Below are 22,182 nucleotides of genomic sequence, written 5' to 3' on the forward strand. Positions count from 1 at the left end.
CGGCCCGTCCCCTCCCGTTGAGGGAGGGGGAAGAGGTGAGTGGGGGTGAGCGTTGAGGGAACCAGGGGCCCTTGGAACCCGTAGGGGAAGGTCGAACAGAACCCGTAAGGGTCGCAAGCGCCCCCTGCAGGGCCACAACCGAACGCGCCGGGCGAGCTATTCCCGCTGAACGGCAACGCCAGGTGCTCGCGCGACGACGCGCGCCCCCACTCACCCGCACACTCCCCCAACGGGAGGGGACGGGCCGGAGGGGCCTTGTTCGTGGACGTAAAGCGCCAGCAGTCCACGAACAAGGCCCCGGAGGCCCGTCACCCCAGGTACGTGGGAGGCGCCGCAAGGAACCGCAAGGTCACCCCGTCGCCGGCTCCTCCGGGCGGCGGTACATGCGGGTCGCCGTGATCTGGCCGTGCACCGGCTCGCCGGACGGGTCGGGCTGCGGGAGGCCCGGCCGCAGATGTTCCTCGACCCTGATGTACTTCAGGCCCGCCCGCAGGTCCGCGTCGTTGCGCAACCGGATGACCAGCGGGAACTCGGCGAGCGCGGTGGTGTCGAACAGGCCGGTGGTGTAGAGGAGCTGGACGCCCAGGGCATCGGCGACCGCCCGCTGGAGCTCCAGCAGATAGGTGGCGTTGGCGCGGCCGATGGGGTTGTCCAGGAACAGCGTGCCGGCGTGCCGCTGCTTGTCCCGGCCCCGGTCGTTGCTGCGCAGCGCCGCCATCGTGCAGTACAGGGCGATGGCGGCGGTCAGCAGCTGACCGCCGGAGAAGACGTCGCCCATCTGCCCGACCGGCACCCGCTCGGCGCGCAGCACCGCGTCCGGCTTGAGGATCTCCACCGCGACCCCGCGCGGCTGCAGCGCGGCGTGCACCCCGCGCAGCAGCAGGGACATCCCGTCCCGGCGCAGATCGCTGTTCTTCTTCACGGCCGCGCGGGTCGCCTCGTCGATGACCTCGCCCAGCCGCTCGGTGAGGGTGGCCTGGTCGGGGTCCTCGAAGCGGATCCGCAGGAACTCCTGGCCGGACCACTCCCCCAGCCCCTCCGGGAGCCGGGACAGCCGCTGGGCCGAACGGAGGGTGGTGAGCGAGGACTCGACCAGCCCGCGCAGCCGGTCGACGATGGAGTCGCGGTTGCGTTCCAGCTGCGCCAGCTCGTCGGTGAGCACCCGCAGCCGGGGCGCGAACGCCTCGGCCCACTTGGCGGCGTGGTCCGGCAGGGCCGCGGCGGGCAGTTCGCGGATCTGCTGCCGGGCCGGGGTGCGGACCTGTTCGTAGCGGGTGGAGTTGGCGTGCCGGACGAGGATGTCGGAGGCCTCGCGGACCGCGGATTCCGCGGCGGACAGGTCGGCGGCGCAGCCGCGCAGCGAGCGGCGGGACTCGGCGGCGGCCTGCCGGGCGGCGTCGAGGGAGCCGGCGTACGGCTCGATCGGCGCCGGTGCCCCCTCCTCGGTGTCGTGGTGGTCCCGCAGCAGATCGCGCAGCAGGGCGGCGGTCTCGTCGAAGCCGCCGGCCGCGTCCTCGGCCGCGCGGTGGGCCCGGAGCAGCTCCTCGTGCCCGGTGCGGGCGGCGGCCAGCGCCTCGGTGGCGGTGGCCAGTTCGCCGGACGCGGTGCGCAGCAGCTCCTTGGCGCGGTCGGCGTCGGCGGGCACCAGCTCGTCGGGGAGTTCGGTGTGCGCCTCGCCGTCCGTCGGGGCGAGCCGCTCGGCCTCGCCACGGAGCCGGCCGAGCTGCTCGCTGGCCGTCGAGGCGCGGCTCTCCAGCATCTGCACCAACGATTCGGCGCGGGCCGCGGCGGCCTGCCGGGACGGGCCGTCGGCGGCGTCCGGGCTCTCCAGGAGCGCCTCGGCGCGGGTACGGACCTTGTTGGTGAGGCGGTTCAGCTCGGCCAGCGCGGCGGATTCCTCGCCCTCGGCGCGGGCCTGCTCGGCGCGCAGGTCCGCGCCCACGCCGACCTTCTCGTAGAGCTGGGAGGCGGCGCGGTAGGCCTCGCGCAGCGCGGGCAGCGAGGCGCTCGGGGCCTCGGGCGCCTCGCCCAGGTCGTCCGGTACGCCGGCGATCTCGGCGCGCTCGGCGCGCAGCGCACGGGCCGTACGGCGGGCGTCGTCGGCGGCCCGCTGGGCGGCCCGGCGGTCCTCGTCGGCGGCCCGGGCGCGGTCCACGCATTCCTCGGCGCGGGCCTCGAACTCGGCGGCCTCGTCGGCGAGTTCGCGCAGCCGGGACTGCCAGGAGGCGCGCTCGCGCAGCCGGTGGGCAAGCCCGGCCAGCAGGTCGGCGGCGCGGCGGGCGCGCTGCGCGGCCTCCTGCCGCTCGTCGCGCACCCGGGTGGCCTCGGCGGCCGTCTCGTCGGCCTCGGCCCGGGCCGTACGGGCCTCGGCGAGCTCGGCGGCGGCCTCCTCGGCGGCCGTACGGGTCTCTTCCACGGCGGCGGCGAGCTCGGCGAGCCGGCCGGCCGGGCAGCCGGTGCGCCAGGAGCCGAGCCGGGCGGCCAGTGCGCGGTCGCCGGCGAGCCGGGCGGCGAGCGCCCGGATCTCCTCGTCGCGCTCTATGGCGCGAGCCCGCAGTGCCTGCCGCTCCTCGTCGGCGGCGGATTCGTCGTGCATCGCCGGGTTCGGCGGGACGAGGAAGACGGCCGGGTCCCGCTCGTCGTCGGCGGGGGTGGGGGCGAGCAGCGCGGCGGCGGTGCCGACCGCGACGGCGGAGCGGGGCAGCAGCGCGGCCTGGCCGAGCACCTCACGGGCCCGGGCGTGCGAGTCCGGGTCCGTGATGATCACGCCGTCGACGAGCTCGGGGCGGGCGGCCAGTACCCGGGCGTGGTCGGCCGGGTCGACGGCCTGGGCGAGGTAGCGCCAGCCGGGCAGGGCGGGCACGCCGTGTTCGCCGAGGTACTCGACGGTGGTGAGCACGTCCGGCCCGGGCGGCAGCAGGCCGCCGTCGCCGAGGGCGCCGAGGATCCGGGCGTCGTCGGCGGCGGCGGTGCGCAGGTCGAACAGTTGCCGCTCGGCGGCGGCGACGCCGTCCTCCAGCAGTTCCTGGAGCGCGTCGGCGTTGCGGTCCAGCTCCTCGGCGGTCAGCGGGCCGGCACCGGCCGGGCGGCGCGGGGTGCCCGGCTCGGCGCCGCCTGCCGTACGCGGCCCGGGCACGCCGGCGGTGCGGCCGTCGGCCGGCGGGAGGCCGAGGAGGTCGGCCAGCCGCGGCTCGGCGCCGATCGACTCGGCGGCCCGGCGCTCGGCGTCGAAGGCGCGCCCGGCGGCCTCGGCGGCGTCCTCGGCGCGAGCCGCGGCGAGTTCGGCGGCGGAGTGCCGGGCGGCCGCCTCGCGGGCCCGGTCGGTGGCCCGGCCCGCCGCCTCCCGGGCCACGTCCCAGGACTCGACGGCGGCCTTCTCGGCGTCCGAGGCGGCGAGCGCGGCGCGGGCCGGATCGGCGTCCGGGGCCGTGTCGTCCAGCCAGCCGGCCCGGACGGCCTCCTCGGTCTCCTGGGCTACCTCGGCGAGCCGCTGCCGGAGGTGGTCGGCCTCGCTGCGGGCGCGCTGGGCATGGGTGGCGGCGGTGGTCGCGTCGCGGTGCGCGGACTCGCCGGCCTCCTGGAGGGCGGCGGAGCGCTCCTCCTCCTCGTTGGCGATCCGCTCCCCGGCCTCGGCCGCCGCGTGCAGGGCGCGGACGAGGTCGGCGGCGGCGGTGGCGCGGGCGGCGAGCGCGGGCGCGGCGTCCCGCTCGGCCTCGCGGATGGCGGCGGCGACCCGGGCGGAGCGGTCGGCGGCGGCGCGGTGGCGCAGTGCGATCTCGGCGGCCTGCCAGGCGCTGTGCAGGGTACGGGCGTCGTTGAGCTCGCGGCGCTGGGCGGCGGCGCCCTTTTCGGCGGCGGCCAGCGCCAGGGAGGCGTGCCGGTAGGCGAGTTCGGCGGAGACCAGGGCGCGGCGCTCGCGGGCCTGTTCGGCGTCGGTGACGCGGTGGGCCGCGGTGGCGACCTGTTCGGCCAGCTCGGCGGCGCGGCCGCGCTCCTCGGTGCCGCGGGCGTGCAGCCGCTGGGCCAGGGCGCGGGTGCGGCGTTCGGCGCCGGCGTGCACCTCGCGGGCGCGTTCGCGCTGTTCGGCGGCGCCGGCGATGCGGGAGAGGAGGTCGAGGGAGCCGGCGGTGAAGTCGCGTTCGGCGGTGAGCTCGGCGCGCCGGCCGAGCTTGTGGGCGAAGCCGTGGACGAGGTCGGCGAGGCCGTCGGTGTCCCGGGTGTCGGTGACGGCGCGCAGCAGCAGGTCGGTGAAGTCGGAGTCGTTCTTCACCGCGAAGAGGCCGGCCGCCTCACCCTCGTCGGCGTTCATCTCGCGCTGGTAGCGGAAGAGTTCGGGGTCCAGGCCCAGCTCGCCGAGGTGTTCGTTCCAGCGTTCGTGGACCTCCTCCCAGATCACGTCCAGATTGGGGTAGTTCTTCCCGGCTTCGGTGAGGACGTCGCGGAAGCCCTTCATCGTGCGGCGGCGGCCCTGGGCGCCGGAGGAGCCCTCGGCGCCCTCCTGGCGGGGCCGGACGACGGTGGCCTCGGCGACCGGCAGCGAATCCAGGCTCATGCCGGGGCCGGGCCGGAAGCTGTACCACGCCTCGGCGAACTTGCGGGGGTCGTTGGAGACCTGCCGGCCGCGCCATTCGCTGACCTTGCCGACGACGACGGACTCGCCGGTGAGGACGTGCTGCCACTCCAGGGCGACGTGGCCGCAGTCGTCGGCGAGCAGGAACTTGCGCAGCACGCCGGAGCTGGCGCCGCCGAGGGTGTTGCGGTGGCCGGGCAGCATCACCGAGAAGATCAGCTTGAGCAGGACGGACTTGCCGCCGCCGTTCTCCAGGAAGAGCACGCCCGCGGGGGCCGGCCGGCGCGGCGGGCCGACCGGCTCGTCCTCGAAGAAGTCCGCCTGGGCCGGGGCCGGTCGGGGCACGGGCGCGCCGACTCCGCGCAGGTCCAGCACGGTGTCGGCGTAGCGCGCACCGGCGGGCCCGATGGAGTAGAGACGGACCCGGGACAGCTCGTACATGGCGGACTTTCGTTGTCGTGGCGGGAGGCGGCGGGGGCGGGCGGGGTGATCGGTCAGCCGGAGTGGAAGGGCAGTCCGGCGTCCGCGACCAGGTCGAGGGCGTCGGTGTCCTCGCCGGGCAGCAACGAGGCGCTGCCGTCGGCGACCGGGACGATGCCCAGGTCGAGGAGCTCGGCCATGGCGGCGCTGCCGGCCATGTCGCGGACCTGGAGCTGGTAGCGGGCGGTGGTGCGGTAGGCGCCGCCGGCGTCGTCGCCGGTGCGCTGCAGGAAGCCGGAGTCGACAAGGAAGGTGACGGCCTTGGCGATGATGCCGGTGGTCGAACCGGCCAGCCGCCGGGCGTCCTTGGTGGCGCCGGTGGCGCTGCGCCGCGCGTAGATCCGCCAGGCGGATTCCAGGCCGGGGGCGTCGGTGGCCGGGTCGGTGTTCTCGCCCTGCTGCTCGGCGCGCTCCTCCAGGCGGCGGCAGGCCTGCCGGACGAAGGCGTCGACGCCGTTGACGGTGATCCGGCCGATGTAGCCGTCGTCGGCGAGGTCCTCGGGGCGCGGGAAGGCGAGCGCGGCGACCGCGAGGTGGGCCAGGCCGTGCAGGAAGCGGTCGGCGGAGTCGGCGGAGGCCCGGCGGGCGTAGTCGCCCATGCGGACCGCGAAGACGGAGTCCTCGGCGGCGGTGACGGCCATGCCGGCGCGGGTGGAGACCTCCAGGACGACCAGGCCGAGGCCGGTGGCGACGGCGTCGGCGAGCCGGGCGAAGGCGGGGTCGTCGCGGTAGCGGCGCAGGAGTTCGCCGTAGTCGGCGTCGCGGGCCGGGAGCAGCTTGGGCTGGAGTCCGAAGGAGACCAGCCGCGCGGCGTCCGCGGCGTCGGCCGGGGTGACGGGGGCCGGGCCGGTGGTCTGTCCGGTGGTCTGGCCGGCCGCGGCCGGTGCGCCGTCGGCGGCGGGCGCGCCCCGGTCCGGTGCGCCGGGCGGGGACGCCAGGTCCGGCTGCGGCGTCTCGTCGGCGTCGTACGGGGTCACGGAACAAGCTCCTTGCGGGGGACGGTCGGGGGCGTTGCGGGCGGGGGCGCGGGGGTCATCAGGCGGCCTCCGAGCGGTCGGCGGCCATGCCCGCGGCGTCCAGCAGGGCGGTGCCGACGATGAGGTCGGCGCCGCCGAACTCGGGGTCGGCCAGCTCGGTGCCGTCGTCGACGGCGAACAGCAGCTGCTGTTCGCCCTGGCGGTAGGCGGTGCCGACCGGGGGGCTGGCGGCGTGCACGGCCAGCAGGGCGACGAGGTAGGGGAGTTCCGGGTCGCTGCGGCGGGCCTCGGCGAGCAGGCCGGAGAGCCGGCGGGGCGCGTCCGGCGGAAGGTCGAGCAGGGCCATCGCGGCGTCGAGCTGGGCCTCGCTGAAGCGGCTGTCGTCGGGGGTGGCCACCAGGTCGGGCTCGGGCATCTCGGCGCCGAGGTGCTCGCGCTCGACGGGCGGGGTGAGCAGCACCTCGACGAGGTCGCCGACGCGGACGGCCGCGGGGGTGCGCAGCCCGGTGCCGTGCGCGAAGAAGGCGTCGGTGACGCGGGTGGCCTGCTCGACGGGGAGCGGCAGGACGGGGGCGACGAGCTGGCCGTACAGGTCGAGGCCGGCCCGGGCGACGGGGGTGGCGAACGCCTGCCGGTCCTGTTCGGCGCGGAAGAGCGGGCCCGCCTCCAGCAGCCGCGACTGGAGCTGGGTGTGGCGGCGGATGCAATCCTTGACGATGTCGACGAGCTCGGCGGCACGCCGCTTGTGCTCGGGCTCCTCGGCCTCGTCGCGGGCCTTACGGATGTTGGTGAGGATGGCGTTCTCGTGGCGGTAGCGGTCCGCGACGTGGTCGAGCGCCTCGTTGATCATGTCGGGGACGGTTTCCAGCCAGTCGACCGCGCGGACGTTGCGCCGGGTGGCGTCCAGGGTGCGGCGGAGGGTCTCGGCGTACTGGACGGTGCGGTAGCGGGCTTGTTCGGCGGCGAGCTGGGCGTCGGCCAGCCGGCCGCGGCTGATCAGCACCTCCAGCTTGACCTCGGCGGCGATCTGGGCGCTGGTGACATCGGTGTCGAGCGCGCCGACCAGGACGTTGACCGCTTCGTCGGTGGCGCGGAGGTAGACGCTGCCGCCGGCGCCGGGGACCTCTTCGATGAGCTTGAAGTCGTAGTCCCGGCGGACGTACTCGCCGTCGGTGGTGAAGGTGCCGTAGACGGCGCGGAAGCCGCGGTCGACGCTGCCGACGTTGATGAGGTTCTCCAGGACCCAGCGGGCCACCCGCTCGTGTTCGGCGGTGGGGCGGCCGGGGGTCTGGGCGGCGACCCGGGGGAGCACCTTGGCCACTATTTCCTCGTGGTCGGCGCCGGTGTCGAAGTCCATGTTGAGCGTGACCAGGTCGATGACGGCGAGCGCCACCTCCGCCATGGCGTAGACGCCGTATTCGCCCGCGAGGTTGGCCTTGCGCGCGTCGAGGTCGTGCAGCGGCGCGGTGCAGGCCAGGGCACGCAGCCGGCGGGCCAGGCCTTCGTCGGCGGCCGGGCCCGGCGCGGGGCGGTTGACCCCGTTGAGCTGGGGCGCAGCGGGCCCCTGGGCGGGAAAAGTCACGTCGCACAGAGTAGGCGCTCGCACTGACAACGGACGAAACGGCGCGGATCCGCTCACGGGTGGAACGGCCGCCGTATCCCTTGACGGACCACGGGCGGGCGGCGCTTCGGCCGGTCGGCCAGTTTACGGCGTGGGCGGCCGCGGCCGGAGGGCAGGTCCCTTGCCGGTCAGGTCCCCTTGCCGGTCAGGCCCCATGGCGGTCAGGTCCCCTTGCGGTCACGCGCCGGAGGGTCCGTCGCCGGCCGGCGGTCCGTCCAGGGCGAGCACGGCGAAGGTGGCGATCCAGTGGTCGGCGGTGAAGTCCCCGGAGACGGTGTGCGGGAGGCCGGCGACCAGGTGGTCGCGGGCCGCGGCGGTGAGCACCGGGCGGCGCGCGTCACCGCCGGGCAGCGCGGCGGCGATCCGGCGCAGTGCGGCCGCCCGGCTCAGTGAGAGGCCGATGAGATGGCCGATCTGGGGGTCGGCGGGGTCGGAGACGGTGGGCGGGCCGAGCAGGGCGGCCGGGGCGCGCCGGTCGAGGCCGGGCAGGAAGCGGCCCAGCCAGGCGGCGAATTCCAGGCCCGGCAGGACCCGTGCCATCGCCTCGGCCTCGCTCAGCGCCGGGGAGAGGAAGTCCTGTGCGGAGGGTTCCCAGTGGGCGGGCGCGGTGTGGTCGTCGGTGAACCAGCGGCGCAGCGTACGGGCGACCGGCCCGGCCAGTGCGGGGCGGCCGGCCGCGGCGGCGCTGTCCAGGACCAGGCCGAGCGCGAAGGCGCTGTTGGTGTGGGTGCCGTGGCGGACGGGGTAGGTGGCGCGCGGCAGCCAGGCACGCAGCAGGTCGTCGACGGTTTCGGCCGCGGTCGCCAGCGCGGCGGCCCAGCGTTCCCCCTCGGCGCCGCCGAGCGCCCGGCATTCGGCGGTGAGCGCCAGCAGCCAGGCCCAGCCGTAGGGCCGCTCGAAGGACGGGTGGGCGCGCAGGTAGGCGGCTTCCGCGGCGAGGTGGGCGGGGGTGAGGTGGGCGTCGAGGACGTCGGTCACCGCCTCGCGGGGGATGCGCCCGGGGCAGCGGCGCAGCAGCCGGACCAGCAGCCAGTGCATGTGGACCGCGGAGTGCCAGTCGTACGAGCCGTGGAAGGCCGGGTGGTGGGTGCGGGGCGGCACCAGGTCCCCGGGCCCGGCGAGCAGGTGCATCGGGGCGTACGGGTAGGCGCGGGTCACGTTGGCCCGGGCCAGGGCGGCGAACCGCTCGGCGTGGGCGGCGAGTTCGGTGGCGTGGGCGCCGGTGGCGGTGCTCAATGGGTGGCTCCGCCGGCGATGCGGAGGTCGGTGCGGGTGCGGGCCGTGGTGGCGGCGATCTCCCGCAGCGCCCGGGCGGCCGCGTCGACCGGGAGGGAGGGCTGGGCGCGGTCGGTGACCTGCTCGGGGGCGTAGGGGACGTGCACGAATCCGCCGCGCACGCCGGCGAGTTCGGTGGCGATGAGGTGGGCGAGGCCGTAGAAGACGTGGTTGCAGACGAAGGTGCCGGCGGTGTTGGAGACCGAGGCGGGCAGGCCGGCGGCGTGTACGGCGGCCACGCAGGCCTTGATGGGGAGGGTGGAGAAGTAGGCGGCGGGGCCGCCGGGCACGACCGGTTCGTCGACGGGTTCGGCGCCCGTGGCGTCGGGGATGCGGGCGTCGTCGACGTTGAGGGCGACGCGTTCGACGGTGATGTCGGGGCGGCCGCCGGCCTGGCCGACGCAGATGACGATCTCGGGGCGGGCCTCGTCGATCGCGGCGCGCAGCACGGCCACCGACGCCCCGTAGACGCAGGGCAGTTCGACGGCGGAGGCCTCGATTCCGGGCGGCGGTTCGGCCGCGGCGGCGCGTACCGCCTGCCAGGAGGGGTTGACGGCTTCTCCGTCGAAGGGGGCGAATCCGGTCAGCAGTACCCGGGTCATACGGTCGTCCTCGGTGCGGGTGGTCGGGGGGACGGCGCGGGCACGGCGGTGGGGCGCCGTGCCGCGGCGGGGGCGGCGCCGGTTCAGAAGGCGAACAGGGCCATGATCACGATGTTGCAGCCGAGCAGGACGCCGGCGGTGGGCAGTTGGGCCTTGATGGGCCCGTACTGGTCCTTCAGTTCCAGCAGGGCCGCCGGGACGATGTTGAAGTTGGCGGCCATGGGCGTCACGAGGGTGCCGCAGAATCCGGCGAGCATGCCGACGGCCAGGACGGCGGCGGGGTTGCCGTGGAAGTGCCCGATGAGGACGGGCCAGCCGACGGCCGCGGTCATCACGGGGAAGGCGGCGAAGGCGTTGCCCATGACGATGGTGAAGGCGAACATGCCCACGCAGTAGAGGGCGATGGCGAGGTACAGGGAGTCCTTGGGCAGGACGGACGTGGTGAGTTTGCCGACCTGGTCGCCGACGCCGGAGACCTGGAAGATGGCGCCCAGTGTGGCCAGCATCTGCGGCAGCAGCATCGCCCAGCCCATCGCCTCCAGCATGGAGCGGCCGGCCTGGACGGGCACCGTGATCCGCTTCTCGCGGAGCATGACCATGCCGACGACGAGGGCGGCGACGGCGCCGATGCCCAGGCCCAGGATGGTTTCGCTGCCCTCCTGGAGGACCGGTTCCCCGCCTATGGTCAGGTGCTTGACGCCGATGGCGCAGGCCATGGCGACGGCCGGGATGGTGAGCGCGGGGACGAACAACTTGTTGCCGAGCCGGGCCGCGCTCGCCGTGCGCTCCTTTGGGGTGGTGGTGCGCGGGGTGCCGCGTCCGGTGAAGCCGAAGCCGGCCAGGCAGGCCATGACGAGGACGGCGACGCCGAGCGGCTCGGCGGGTGCCTGTTCGGTGACGACCCAGCTGCTGTAGACGAAGCCGGCGCCGATCAGGCCCCAGAACGCGCCGGTGCCGTACCGCTTGGGGTTGCTGCGGTCGGTGAACATCTGGGCGGCCATCACCAGGAAGCTGAGGCCGACCAGCCAGTAGAACCACTCCGCCTTGATCACTGGGCTGCCTCCACTGCGGTGTCGGACGGGACGGGGGCGGTGCCGAGTTCGCGCTCCAACTGCCGGTCCAGGCGCAGCAGTCGCCAGCCGTGGACCAGGAAGGCGCACAGGGCGGTGGGGATGGCCCACAGCGCGAGGTGCAGCGGTTCGAGGTGGGTGCCGTAGGTGGTGTTGACGAATCCGGTGATCAGCAGGATGGAGCCGACGGCGAGGAAGACGTCCTCGCCGAAGAAGAGGCCGACGTTGTCCGCGCTGGCGGAGAACGCCCGGACCTTCTCCCGGGTGCGTTCGGGCAGCCCGCCGTACTTGCGCTCGGCGGCGCCCTCGGCCATCGGGACGGCGAGGGGCCGGACGGTCTGGGCGTGCCCGAAGACGTTGGTCAGTCCGACGGCGGCGCCGATCTGCCGCAGGCCCAGGTAGAGCGCGAGGAACCGGCCGGTGGTGAGCCTTCCGAAGCGGGCGATGAGGGTGCGGGCGCGTTCCTGGAGGCCGTAGCGCTCCAGGAGGCCGATGACCGGGAGGGTGATCGCGAAGATGGTCACCGCCCGGCTGCCGGCGAAGCCCTCGCCGAAGGCGGCGAGGACCTTGCCGGGGGACAGTCCGCCCAGGAGGCCGGTGGCGATGCCGGCCACCGCGACGACCAGGAGCGGATTGCGTCTCGTGGCGAAGCCGATCACGACCACGAGCACGCCGAGGAGCACGATCATGGATCCGCCTTCCGCGTACGGGACCGCAGGGGGTCCGGGAGAGGGGTGAAGAGATTGCAGCGGAGGCTAGGCGATTGTTCAACGATCCGACAAGGGGTCTGCGCGGGCGAACCTCGGACGGCGTGTCAGTCCCGGGCGATGTGCTGGGCGTACGCGCCCGACAGCTGGCTGCGCGAGTCCTCCAGGTAGGACAGCAGCAGCCGTTCGGCCTCGGCCGCGTCGCCGGCCTGCAGGGCTTCCACGATCTGCCGGTTCCGGGTCAGATAGGGTGCGTGGAACCGCCGGGGATCGGCCATGACGTGGAAGACCAGCCGCAGTTCGGCCAGCACGCCGCGCATCAGCTCGTCGGTGCGCGGGCTGCCGGCCAGCGCCACGATGCCTTGGTGGAAACGGATGTTGGCGGTCGACAGGTCCTGCCACTCGCGGTCGTGGGAGGCGGCCTCACCGGCCCGCACGGCAGCCTCGATGGTGGCGATGGCCGCGGTCGTCCGGTCGTCGTAGGGCCCCTCCCCCAGGCTGCGCACCGCCGCGCACTCGACGAGCGTGCGCACCCGGTAGATGTCGTCCAGGTCCTCGACCGTCACCACCCGCACGAACACCCCGCGGTTGAGCTCGTGGACCAGCAGCCGCTCGTGCGTCAGCAGCCGGAAGGCCTCGCGCAGGGTGTTGCGGGAGACGCCCAGCGCGCCGCCGATGCTCTCCTCCGACAGCCGGGCGCCGGGCGGGAAGTAGCCCTCGGTGATCCGGTCGCGCAGGATGTCGGCGACCCGCTCCGCCGTGCTGGCGCGGCCCAGCAGGGCCCGGTCCCGCTCCAGTCCCGCGACCTCGGCGAGCCGCCGCTGGTCGTTCTTCGCCACTCCGCCGGCCATCTGGCTCCCCGCTCTCGTGCCGTGCCCGGTGGCCGTCCGGGCCGTCCGGGCGTGATGTGGACGGAAGTCAATCCCAGATCCGGGGACAAGACAACGGAACCTCGTCCGCAGCCCGCACACCCCTTGTCGGATCGTTCAACAATCCTCTACGTTGTCCCCCAACGCCGGTCGGCTCGAGTGCCCTCGGGGGAGAGTCACTACGGATACGGGCCGGCCGGTTCGCCCCCTGCCGTCCCTCCCCCGCCCGCAACCGGGCCGCCACGTCCTGCCCCGGCCCGCCCCGGCCCGCCCGGCCGGCACCGAGCACCCTGGAACGGAGCGACATGAGCGACGCGGTGGACTCCCCGGACTGTGCGGATGCTCCCGTCATCGACCTCAACGCCGACCTCGGTGAGGGCTTCGGCCGCTGGCAGCTCACCGACGACGAGGCCCTGCTGTCCGTGGTGACCAGCGCCAACGTCGCCTGCGGCTTCCACGCCGGCGACCCGGCCACGATGCGCCGGGTCTGCGCGCTGGCCGCCGAGCGCGGGGTGGTCATCGGCGCCCAGGTCTCCTACCGCGACCTGGCCGGCTTCGGCCGCCGCGCGATGGACGTCCCGCCGGACGAGCTCGCCGACGAGATCACCTACCAGATCGGCGCCCTTGACGTCTTCGCCCGGGCCGCCGGCGCCCGGGTCGGTTACGTCAAGCCGCACGGCGCGCTCTACAACCGCTGTGTGCACGACGCGGAGCAGGCCGGCGCGGTGATCGCCGGCATCCGCACCGCGGGCGGCGGGCTGCCGGTCCTCGGGCTGCCCGGCTCCCGTCTGCACGAGGCCGCCCGGCAGGCCGGACTGCCGGTGGTGGGCGAGGCGTTCGCCGACCGCGCCTACACCGCCGCGGGCACCCTCGTCCCGCGCCGCGAGCCGGGCGCGGTCGTCCACGACCCCGACGAGGTCGTCAAGCGCGCCCTGGGCATGGCCCGGGACCACGCGGTCACCGCGGTCGACGGCCGCCGGGTGGAGATCACCGCCCGCTCGCTGTGCCTGCACGGCGACACCCCGGGCGCCGCCGGTCTGGCCCGGCGCGTCCGGTCCGAGCTGACCGCGGCCGGGGTGCGCATCCGGAGCTTCGTATGAGGCCGCTGCCGGTCGGCGAACACGGGCTGCTGATCGAGCTGGACAGTGCCGAGGAGGTCGGCGCGCTCCACGCCGAGCTGCTGCGCCGGGCCGCCGACGGCACCCTGCCACCGGTCGGAGAGATCGTGCCGGCCGCCCGCACGGTCTTCCTCGACGGCCTGGCCGACCCCCGCGGGCTGATCGCCGAGCTCGCCACCTGGCACGTCCCGCCGCGCCCCGCCGACGACCGGCCGGCCGTCGAGATCCCGGTCCGCTACGACGGCCCCGACCTCGCCGATGTCGCCGCCCTGTGGGACACCACTCCCGAGGAGGTCGTCCGCCGGCACTCCGGCACCACCTTCCACGTCGCCTTCTGCGGCTTCGCGCCCGGCTTCGGCTATCTGACCGGGCTGCCCGAGCCGCTGCACGTACCGCGCCGGGACACCCCCCGGACCAAGGTCCCGGTCGGCTCGGTCGCGCTGGCCGGCCCGTACACCGGGGTCTATCCGCGGTCCTCCCCCGGCGGCTGGCAGCTCATCGGCACCACCGACGCCGTGCTGTGGGACCCGCGCCGGGAACCGGCCGCGCTGCTCACCCCCGGCACCCGCGTCCACTTCGTCCCGCTGGAGACCGCCCGATGACCGACCGTGCCCTCGCGGTGGTACGGGCCGGTGCGCTCACCACCGTGCAGGACCTCGGCCGTCCCGGCCACGCCCATCTCGGGGTGCCGCGGGCCGGCGCCCTGGACGGGCCCGCGCACCGCCTCGCCAACCGCCTGGTCGGCAACCCCGAAACGGCCGCCACCCTGGAGACGACGCTGACCGGCTGTGCCGTGCGGGTGCGGACGGCCACCACGGTCGCGGTCACCGGCGCGCCCTGCCCGGTGACCGTCGACGGCCGCCCCGCCCCCTGGGGCGCCCCGGTGCGCGTCCCGGCGGGCGCCGTCCTGGACGCCGGGACGCCGGTCCACGGGCTGCGCTCCCACCTCGCCTTCGCGGGCGGCATCGCCACCGAGCAGGTGCTCGGCAGCCGCGCCGCCGACCTGCTCTCCGGCCTCGGCCCCGCTCCGCTCACCGACGGCGCGGTGCTCCCGCTGGGCGACCCGTACGGCCCGCCCGCCGCCGCGGACGCCGTCCCGCACCCGGGCCCGGTGACCGAACTGTGCCTGCCGTTCCTGCCCGGCCCGCGCGACGCCTGGTTCACCGGGGCCGGGCTGCGCACCCTGACCACCGGCCGCTTCCGGGTCTCGGCGGCCAGCAACCGCATCGGGCTGCGCACCGAGGGCCCGCCGCTGGAACGCGCCCGCACCGGCGAACTCCCCAGCGAGGGGATGCCGTTGGGCGCCCTGCAGGTCCCGCCGAACGGCCTGCCGGTGCTCTTCCTGCACGACCACCCCACGACCGGCGGCTACCCGGTCGTCGGCGTGGTGCCCGAGCGTTTCCTGGCGCCCGCGGCACAGGCGGTGCCGGGCACCCCGGTCCGGTTCGTGCGCCTCGGCCGACGGCCCGACCGGGCGGCGCACTCCCAGTGACGCCGGCGCGCACCACCGCCCGAAGTGGGCACGGTGCGCCGGCCGTTCCGGCCGAACCGGCGCGTGGCCGGCCCTGGCCACCGCGGGCTCTCCGGCCGGCCGCGGGTCACGGCTCCCCGTAGCCCCCGCCCCCGGGCGTCCGCAGCACCAGTACGTCGTCCACCCCGGCCTCCGCCGCGTCGCAGCCCCGGAGCTCCTCGCGGGTGCCGTCGGCGCGTTCGATGAGGTTGGCGCCCAGCGCGCCCGGGGCGCCGCCCGCCATGCCGTACGGCGGGACGCGGCGGTGGTGGGTGAGCAGGGCGAGGGTGACCGGTTCCAGGAAGCGCAGCCGGCGCTCGACGCCGCAGCCGCCGTGCCAGCGTCCGCGGCCGCCGCTGCCGGCCCGGATCGCGAAGGCGTCGACGCGTACCGGGTAGCGCCACTCCAGGACCTCGGGGTCGGTCAGCCGGGAGTTGGTCATGTGGGTCTGCACGGCGTCGGCGCCGTGGAAGCCCTCGCCGGCGCCCGAACCGCTGGCCACGGTCTCGTAGTACTGCACCCGGTCGTTGCCGAAGGTGAGGTTGTTCATCGTGCCGGAGCCCTCGGCCTGGATGCCCAGTGCGGCGTAGAGCGCGCCGGTGACCGCCTGGGAGGTCTCCACGTTGCCCGCGACGGTGGCCGCCGGGAAGACGGGCGCCAGCATCGAGCCCTCGGGGATGCGCACCTCGACGGGCTTGAGGCAGCCGCTGTTGAGCGGGATGTCCTCGCCGACCAGGGTGCGGAAGACGTACAGCACCGCGGCCATCACCACCGAGGTGGGCGCGTTGGTGTTGCCGGGCTGCTGGGGCGAGGTGCCGGCGAAGTCCAGCACGGCGCCGCGGGCCTCCCGGTCGACGGTCAGCGCGACCCGGATCTCCGCGCCGCTGTCCGTCTCGTAGCGGTAGCTGCCGTCCGACAGCCCGGCGATGATCCGGCGGACCGATTCCTCGGCGTTGTCCTGGACGTGGCCCATGTAGGCCCGTACGACGTCCAGCCCGAACTGGTCGGTCATCCTGCGGAGTTCCTGGATGCCCTTCTCGTTCGCGGCGATCTGGGCGCGCAGATCGGCGAGGTTGGCGTCCGGTGAACGGGACGGGTACGGGCCGGAGGTGAGCAGCTCACGGGTCTCGCGCTCGCGCAGCGTCCCGTCCCGCACCAGCAGCCAGTTGTCGAAGAGGATGCCCTCCTCCTGGATGGTGGTGCTGAACGCCGGCATCGAGCCGGGGGTGATGCCGCCGATCTCGGCGTGGTGGCCGCGGGACGCCACCAGGAACAGCAGTTCGTCGCCGTCCGCGCTGAACACGGGCGTGACGACCGTGACGTCCGGAAGGTGGGTACCGCCGTGGTACGGGTCGTTGATCGCGTAGACGTCGCCGGGCCGCAGATCGCCGCGGCGCCGGCGGAGCACCTCCTTGATGGACTCCCCCATCGATCCCAGGTGCACGGGGATGTGCGGGGCGTTGGCGATCAGATTGCCCTCGGCGTCGAACAGCGCGCAGGAGAAGTCCAGCCGCTCCTTGATGTTGACGGAGTGCGCGGTGTTCTCCAGCCGGACGCCCATCTGCTCGGCGATCGCCATGAAGAGGCTGTTGAAGACCTCCAGCATCACCGGGTCGGCCTCGGTGCCGACCGCGACCCGGTCGCCGCGCGGGCGGGTGCGGGTCAGCACCAGGTGCCCGCGGTCGCCCATCTCCGCCTGCCAGTCGGGGTCGACGACGGTGGTGGCGTCGGCCTCGGCGACGATCGCCGGGCCGGTGAGGACGTCACCGGGCCGCAGCCCGTCCCGCCGGTACAGACCGGTGTCCCGCCACCGTCCGCCCGCGTACATCCGCACCGTCGCGGTGGGCGTCAACTCCCCGTCCCCGCCACCGGTTTGCGCCTCGTAGCCGCGGGCGCCGCCGGACTCGCCGCGCGCCTCGACCGACACCGCCTCGGCGACCAGCGGTTTGTCCATGGTGAAGGCGTACCGCTCGCGGTGCGCCCGGACGAACTCCTCCGCCATCGTCGCGGCGTCGCCGAGCGGGACGCCGAGGGGGGAGTCGGTCCCGGCGTAGCGGACCAGCACCCGGGCGCGGGTGGTGACCGACGCGTCCGGCACCCCGTCGTCGAGGAGTTCGCGGCGGGTCTGGTCCGCGAGCGCGGTGCACACCTCGTGGACGTGGTCGAGCGCCGCGGGGTCGGCGAACTCCGCCTCGACGGCCTGTTCGCGCATCGCGGTGGCGTCCGCGACGCCGATGCCGTAGGCCGAGAGCACCCCGGCCAGCGGCGGGACGAGGACCGTGTCGACGCCCAGGGCGTCGGCGACCGCGCAGGCGTGCTGGCCGCCGGCGCCGCCGAAACTGGTGAGGGCGTAGCGGGTGATGTCGTGGCCGCGCTGGACGGAGATCTTCTTGACCGCGTTGGCCATGTTGAGCACGGCGATGTCCAGGAACCCCGCGGCGACCTCCTCGGGGCCGCGGTCGTCCCCGGTCTCGGCGGCGGCCCGGGCGGCCAGCTCCGCGAAGCGCTCCCGGACCGTCCCGTCGTCCAGCGGCCGGTCGCCTTCGGGGCCGAACACCGCCGGGAAGTGGGCCGGCTGGATGCGGCCGAGCATCACATTGGCGTCGGTGACGGTCAGCGGGCCGCCGCGGCGGTAGCAGGCCGGTCCCGGGTCGGCGCCGGCGGAGTCGGGGCCGACCCGGTAGCGGCGCCCGTCGAAGTGCAGGACGGAGCCGCCGCCGGCCGCGACGGTGTGGATGTTCATCATCGGGGCGCGCATCCGGACGCCCGCGACCTCGTTGCCGAAGACCCGCTCGAACTCACCGGCGTAGTGCGACACGTCGGTGGAGGTGCCGCCCATGTCGAAGCCGATCACCCGGTCGTGGCCGCCACCGGCCTCGGCGGCCGTACGGACCATGCCGACCACGCCGCCCGCGGGGCCGGAGAGCACCGCGTCCTTCCCGCGGAAGTGCGCGGCCTGGCGCAGCCCGCCGTTGGACTGCATGAACATCAGCCGGATGCCCGGGAGCTGGGCGGCGATCTCGTCGACGTAGCGGGCCAGGATCGGCGAGAGGTAGGCGTCGACGACGGTGGTGTCGCCGCGCGGCACCAGCTTCATCAGCGGGCTGACCTCGTGCGAGCAGCTGACCTGGGGGAAGCCGGCCTCCCGGGCCAGCTCGGCGACGGCCTGTTCGTGCTCGGTGTGGCGGTAGCCGTGCAGCAGGACGACGGCGGCGCTGCGCAGCCCGTCGGCGCGGGCCCGCCGCAGCTCCGCGCGGACCCGGTCGGTGTCCAGCGGCCGGACGAGCTCGCCGTGCGCCCCGATCCGCTCCGGCACCTCGATCACCCGGTCGTAGAGCGCCTCGGGCAGCACGATCCGGCGGTCGAAGATCCGCGGGCGGTTCTGGTAGGCGATCCGCAGCGCGTCGCGGAAGCCCTCGGTGATGAGCAGCACGGTCGGTTCGCCCTTGCGCTCCAGCAGGGCGTTGGTGGCGACGGTGGTGCCCATCTTGACGACGGAGACCCGCTCGGCGGGCACCGGTTCGTCCGGGCCCAGGCCGAGCATCATCCGGATGCCGGCCACCGCGGCGTCCCGGTAGCGCTCGGGGTGGTGCGAGAGCAGTTTGCCGGTGACCAGCCGCCCGTCCGGGCGTCTGCCGACGACGTCCGTGAACGTGCCACCGCGGTCGATCCAGAACTCCCAGCGTCCGGTCGTCATCCCGTCATTGTCGCAGCGCCCGGCGCGCACCCGGCGGCTTTCGGCCCGGGGAGGGCGGCGAGCGCGGCCCGGGTCGTCCGGTCGGCCGCGGCGTCCAGGAGGCGCCCGGTGCCCGCGAGTGAGTGCCGGTACTCCCGGGCCGCGAGGGCGAGCAGACCGGGCAGCAGGTCCGTGCAGCGGTCGACGACCCAGCGGGTGCCCTTGGTGGCCATCCACAGGGCGGAGCCGGTACGGGTCGGTGGCCGGCCGTCGAGGGTGAGCGCGGGCGGCGGGCCCACGGGCAGGCCGGCGGCGGCGAGCTGCGCGTGGAAGCCGCGGGCCAGCAGCCGGTGCCCGCGTTCGCTGGGGTGCAGCCGGTCCACGCTCCAGCAGGCGCGTTCGGTGACCCAGGGGTGCTCGGCCAGATGCAGATGCACGCCACCATGGCGGGCGACGAGCGCGTGGACGACGGTGTTGACCGCCCGCATCCGGCGCCCCAGCGGCCGGGCCAGCGGCGCGGGCAGCCCCAGCATCCGCCCCGGATCGGGCAGACAGGCCGTCAGGACCACGGTCCCGTCGCCGCTCAGCGCGCCGTACGCCCGGTCCAGTGCGGCCGCGACCCGCTCGATGGCGAAGGCGGCGCGCAGGGTGTCGTTCGCGCCGACGAGCAGCGACGCGAACCGCGGCCGGTGCGCCCGCGCGGCGGGCAGCTGCCGCTCGGCCACGTCCGCCGCCAGCGCCCCGCTGACCGCCAGGTTCACCAGCCGCACGCTCTCCGGCCGCTCCCCCAGCGCCGCCGCCAGCAGCACCGCCCAGCCGCGCCAGCCCCCGCCCGGAAGGGGGTCGCCCAGCCCCTCGGTCAGCGAGTCCCCGAGCGCGACGAAGGGGACGGTGCCCCCGCCCGGGGCCGCACCCGGCGGCGCCAGGGACGGCCGTCCGGCCGGCGGCTGCTCCGATATCGGCCGTTCCGCCGCCGCCGCTCCCGTGGGCGACCGGTCCGCTGCCCCCGCACCCGTGGGCGGCCGTTCCGCTGCCGCCGCACCCGTAGGCAGCTGCTCGGGTATCGGCCCCGTTGTGGACCGCACCGTCACCACCCGCCCCGGGGGCCCGCCGGATGCGGCGCGGCCGGGACGGCGGTGGCGGGCCGGGCCAGCGGCACGGCGGCGTCGTGCGCCGCCAGGAAGGCGTCCACGGCCGGCTGCCAGCCGTAGCCCTCGGCCTGCCGGCGGGCCGCGGCGCGCCGGGCCGGCTCGGGCCGGGCCAGGACCCGCTGGACGGCGTCGGCGAAGGACGGCCCGTCGTCGAGCGCGGTGTCGCCCCCGCCGCCGACGAGCCCGGCCAGCGCCGAGGCGGCGCTGGCGACCACCGGGGTGCCGCAGGCCAGCGCCTCCAGGGCGGCCAGCCCGAACGTTTCGGCGGGCCCGGGCGCCAGCGCGAGATCGGCGCTGGCCTGCAGGGCGGCCAGCCGGTCGCGGTCGGCGAGGTGACCCAGGAACGCCGCGGGCAGCCGTTCGGCCCGCGCGCGGGCGGCCAGCCGGCCCCGCAGCGGCCCGTCACCGACCACCACCAGCGCCGCGTCGATCCCGCGCCGGCGCAGCTCGGCGAGCGCGTCCAGGGCCCGCCCGGGCCGCTTCTCCTGGGACAGCCGGGAGCACATCAGCAACAGCACCCCGGCCCGGCCCGCACACCGGCGGCGCAACTCGGCGCTGCGGCAGTCCGGATGCCAGGCATCCAGATCCACCCCGAGCGGGGCGCGTACGACATTGCGCGCGCCGGCCCGGGTGAACTCCGCCGCCGCCCACTCGGTGGTGCACACCACCCGGCTGTAGGCGTACGCGGTACGGCGGTTGAGCCCGTCAGCGGCGGCCCGGGCGAGCGGCCGCGGCACGCCCCAGGTGCCCAGCACCCCGTCCACGCTCTCGTGCGAGACCATCACCGCGGGGACCCGTGCCCGGCGGGCCCACTCGCCCGTCCAGCGCAGCGTCGTACGGTCCGAGACCTCCAGCCGGTCGGGCGCCAGCCCTTCCAGCAGCCGCCGCACCCGGTGCCGGTCGGTCAGCATCCGATAGCCCCCGCTGCCGGGCAGCACGCTCCCCGGCAACGTGAACACCCGCCCCTGAGCGGTGAGTTCCTCCCGCGTCCGCCCGTCCCCGGGCGGGCCGGGCACGATGAGCACCGGTTCGTGCCCGGCGGCCCGGTAGCCGGTGCCGAGGGCGGCGAGCGCGGTGCGCAGCCCGCCGGAGGCCGGCGTGACGAAGTTGGCGATCCGTACGATCCGCAGGCCCGTCGTGCGGGCCGCCCGCCGGTTCATGCCGCCACCGCCGTCCGGTCGGCGAGCACGTCCTCGTAGTGGCCCAGCAGCTGGTCGCCGACCGCTTCCCAGGTGCGGTCCGCGACGGCCCGGCGGGCCGCGGCGCCGTACCGCACGCGTAGTTCGGCGCTGCCCGCCAGGAAGCGCACCGCGTCCCGGAACGCGCCCCCGTCGCCGGGCGTGACCAGGAGCCCGGTGCGGCCGTGGTCGACCAGATCGACCGGCCCGCCGGCCCGCGGCGCGACCACGGGCACACCCGAGGCCATCGCCTCCTGCACGGTCTGGCAGAAGGTCTCGTAGGGCCCGGTGTGCACGAAGACGTCCAGGGAGGCGTAGAGCCGGGCGAGTTCGTCACCGGTGCGGCGGCCGAGGAAGCGGACCTCCGGGAGGGCGGCGCGCAGCCCGGCGGCGCTGGGGCCCTCGCCGATGACGACGGTACGGACGCCCGGCAGCCGGGAGGTCTCGGCCAGCAGCCGGACGTCCTTCTCCGGCGCGAGCCGCCCCACGTACCCCACCAGCAGCTCCCGCCCGGCGGTCAGCGAACTGCGCAGCACCGCGTCCCGCCGCCCCGGGTGGAACCGGGTGGAGTCCACCCCGCGCGGCCACAGGTGGACCCGGGGCACCCCGTGCTCGGTCAGGTCCAGCAGCGCCGCACTGGAGGGCGCCAGGGTGCGGTCGGCGGCCCCGTGCACCGCGCGCAGCCGCCGCCAGGCGGTGGCGGTGCCGCCGCCGAGATAGGTACGGGCGTAACGGCCCAGGTCGGTCTGGTAGACGGCGACCGCGGGAACCCGCAGCCGGGCCGCGGCGGCCATCCCGCGGGCACCGAGGACGAAGGGGCCGGCGAGGTGCACCAGATCGGGCCGGTGACCGGCCAGCGCCGCGGACAGCCGCCGTCCGGGGAGCGCGATCCGCACCTGCGGGTATCCGGGCAGCGGCATCGACGGCACCCGCACGACGGGGCATGGGCTGTCGTGCGTACCGGTTGCGGGCGCGGCGCCACCGAGCGGCGCGATGACGAGCGGATCGTGCCCGCGCCGGACGAGGTGACGGGCTGTTTCCAGGGCGCAGTGGGCAACGCCGTTGACATCGGGCGGGAAGGATTCGGTGACGATGACGACACGCATACGGCTGTTGTCGGCGCCCGGTGCGTGGAACGAGCCACGTGGATCTTTCCTGCCGGCGAACATTCCGCTGCGCTTTGCTGTGCCGCCCACGTACCCGTCTCTCCCGCCGCGGGGCTCGCCGTTGCGCTTCGCGGCGCCCCGCACGTACCTGTCTGCGGCGCCGCGGGTGTTGCTCGCCGTTGCGCCTGCGGCGGGCTGGGTTTGTGTTGGGTGCGGTGACGGGCCTCCGGGGCCTTGTTCGTGGACTGCTGTCGCTTTACGTCCACGAACAA

The 22,182-nt window shown here is 75.6% G+C and carries 15 protein-coding genes; 3 read left to right on the top strand and 12 right to left on the bottom strand.

What is annotated here, in order from left to right:
• Window positions 1-349 precede the first annotated feature (349 nt).
• The 8 genes from IG62_RS0136685 to IG62_RS0136720 form a co-directional block, all read right to left on the bottom strand.
• Window positions 350-5,011, bottom strand: a complete 4,662-nt coding sequence (locus IG62_RS0136685) for a hypothetical protein (protein WP_030813995.1) — start codon at window positions 5,009-5,011, stop codon at window positions 350-352.
• A 53-nt stretch (window positions 5,012-5,064) separates the two neighbouring features.
• Window positions 5,065-5,988 carry a hypothetical protein gene (locus IG62_RS0136690; protein WP_420711164.1) on the bottom strand — a complete coding sequence of 308 codons (924 nt, stop codon included), beginning with the start codon at window positions 5,986-5,988 and terminating at the stop codon, window positions 5,065-5,067.
• 97 nt (window positions 5,989-6,085) lie between these two features.
• Window positions 6,086-7,609 carry a hypothetical protein gene (locus IG62_RS0136695; RefSeq protein WP_030814000.1) on the bottom strand — a complete coding sequence of 508 codons (1,524 nt, stop codon included), beginning with the start codon at window positions 7,607-7,609 and terminating at the stop codon, window positions 6,086-6,088.
• A gap of 216 nt (window positions 7,610-7,825) precedes the next feature.
• The gene (locus IG62_RS0136700) at window positions 7,826-8,884 is read right to left on the bottom strand and encodes a DUF2891 domain-containing protein (protein WP_030814003.1); all 1,059 of its coding nucleotides are present in this window, start codon (window positions 8,882-8,884) and stop codon (window positions 7,826-7,828) included.
• Entirely contained in the window at window positions 8,881-9,525 is a 645-nt protein-coding gene (gene pcp, locus IG62_RS0136705; RefSeq protein WP_030814006.1) for a pyroglutamyl-peptidase I, read from the bottom strand. The genes IG62_RS0136700 and pcp overlap by 4 nt, the downstream gene beginning before the upstream one ends.
• 83 nt (window positions 9,526-9,608) lie before the next feature.
• Window positions 9,609-10,577, bottom strand: a complete 969-nt coding sequence (locus tag IG62_RS0136710) for a DUF979 domain-containing protein (RefSeq protein WP_030814011.1) — start codon at window positions 10,575-10,577, stop codon at window positions 9,609-9,611.
• Complete coding sequence (locus IG62_RS0136715; protein ID WP_030814014.1) at window positions 10,574-11,284, bottom strand: DUF969 domain-containing protein; 711 nt, start codon at window positions 11,282-11,284, stop codon at window positions 10,574-10,576. Before IG62_RS0136715 ends, IG62_RS0136710 begins: the two co-directional genes overlap by 4 nt.
• Window positions 11,285-11,409: 125 nt before the next feature.
• Window positions 11,410-12,153 (bottom strand): GntR family transcriptional regulator, encoded by a 744-nt coding sequence (locus IG62_RS0136720; RefSeq protein WP_030814022.1) that lies wholly within the window; start codon window positions 12,151-12,153, stop codon window positions 11,410-11,412.
• A gap of 323 nt (window positions 12,154-12,476) precedes the next feature.
• Here IG62_RS0136720 and IG62_RS0136725 point away from each other — a divergent pair, with 323 nt between their 5' ends.
• From IG62_RS0136725 to IG62_RS0136735, 3 genes are read left to right on the top strand one after another with little or no spacing between them, the layout of a single operon-like run.
• Window positions 12,477-13,271, top strand: coding sequence for a LamB/YcsF family protein (locus IG62_RS0136725; RefSeq protein WP_051799106.1), 795 nt, complete (start codon window positions 12,477-12,479; stop codon window positions 13,269-13,271).
• Window positions 13,268-13,891: a 5-oxoprolinase subunit PxpB gene (gene pxpB / locus IG62_RS0136730; RefSeq protein ID WP_030814030.1), complete on the top strand. Its 624-nt coding sequence runs from the start codon at window positions 13,268-13,270 to the stop codon at window positions 13,889-13,891. Before IG62_RS0136725 ends, pxpB begins: the two co-directional genes overlap by 4 nt.
• Window positions 13,888-14,781 (top strand): biotin-dependent carboxyltransferase family protein, encoded by an 894-nt coding sequence (locus IG62_RS0136735; RefSeq protein WP_030814033.1) that lies wholly within the window; start codon window positions 13,888-13,890, stop codon window positions 14,779-14,781. The genes pxpB and IG62_RS0136735 overlap by 4 nt, the downstream gene beginning before the upstream one ends.
• Before the next feature lie 106 nt (window positions 14,782-14,887).
• Here the strand turns inward: IG62_RS0136735 and IG62_RS0136740 are convergent, their stop codons facing one another.
• The 4 genes from IG62_RS0136740 to IG62_RS0136760 all read right to left on the bottom strand — a co-directional run bounded on the left by IG62_RS0136740 (window position 14,888) and on the right by IG62_RS0136760 (window position 21,910).
• Window positions 14,888-18,496: a hydantoinase B/oxoprolinase family protein gene (locus tag IG62_RS0136740; RefSeq protein ID WP_030814036.1), complete on the bottom strand. Its 3,609-nt coding sequence runs from the start codon at window positions 18,494-18,496 to the stop codon at window positions 14,888-14,890.
• Window positions 18,493-19,401, bottom strand: a complete 909-nt coding sequence (locus IG62_RS0136745; RefSeq protein ID WP_030814045.1) for an SGNH/GDSL hydrolase family protein — start codon at window positions 19,399-19,401, stop codon at window positions 18,493-18,495. The genes IG62_RS0136740 and IG62_RS0136745 overlap by 4 nt, the downstream gene beginning before the upstream one ends.
• A gap of 161 nt (window positions 19,402-19,562) precedes the next feature.
• The gene (locus tag IG62_RS0136755; protein WP_030814039.1) at window positions 19,563-20,786 is read right to left on the bottom strand and encodes a glycosyltransferase; all 1,224 of its coding nucleotides are present in this window, start codon (window positions 20,784-20,786) and stop codon (window positions 19,563-19,565) included.
• The gene (locus IG62_RS0136760; RefSeq protein WP_030814042.1) at window positions 20,783-21,910 is read right to left on the bottom strand and encodes a glycosyltransferase family 4 protein; all 1,128 of its coding nucleotides are present in this window, start codon (window positions 21,908-21,910) and stop codon (window positions 20,783-20,785) included. The genes IG62_RS0136755 and IG62_RS0136760 overlap by 4 nt, the downstream gene beginning before the upstream one ends.
• Window positions 21,911-22,182 lie beyond the last annotated feature (272 nt).

Origin of the sequence: Streptomyces sp. NRRL S-337, assembly GCF_000720175.1 — a bacterium.
Taxonomy (GTDB): domain Bacteria; phylum Actinomycetota; class Actinomycetes; order Streptomycetales; family Streptomycetaceae; genus Streptomyces; species Streptomyces siderophoricus.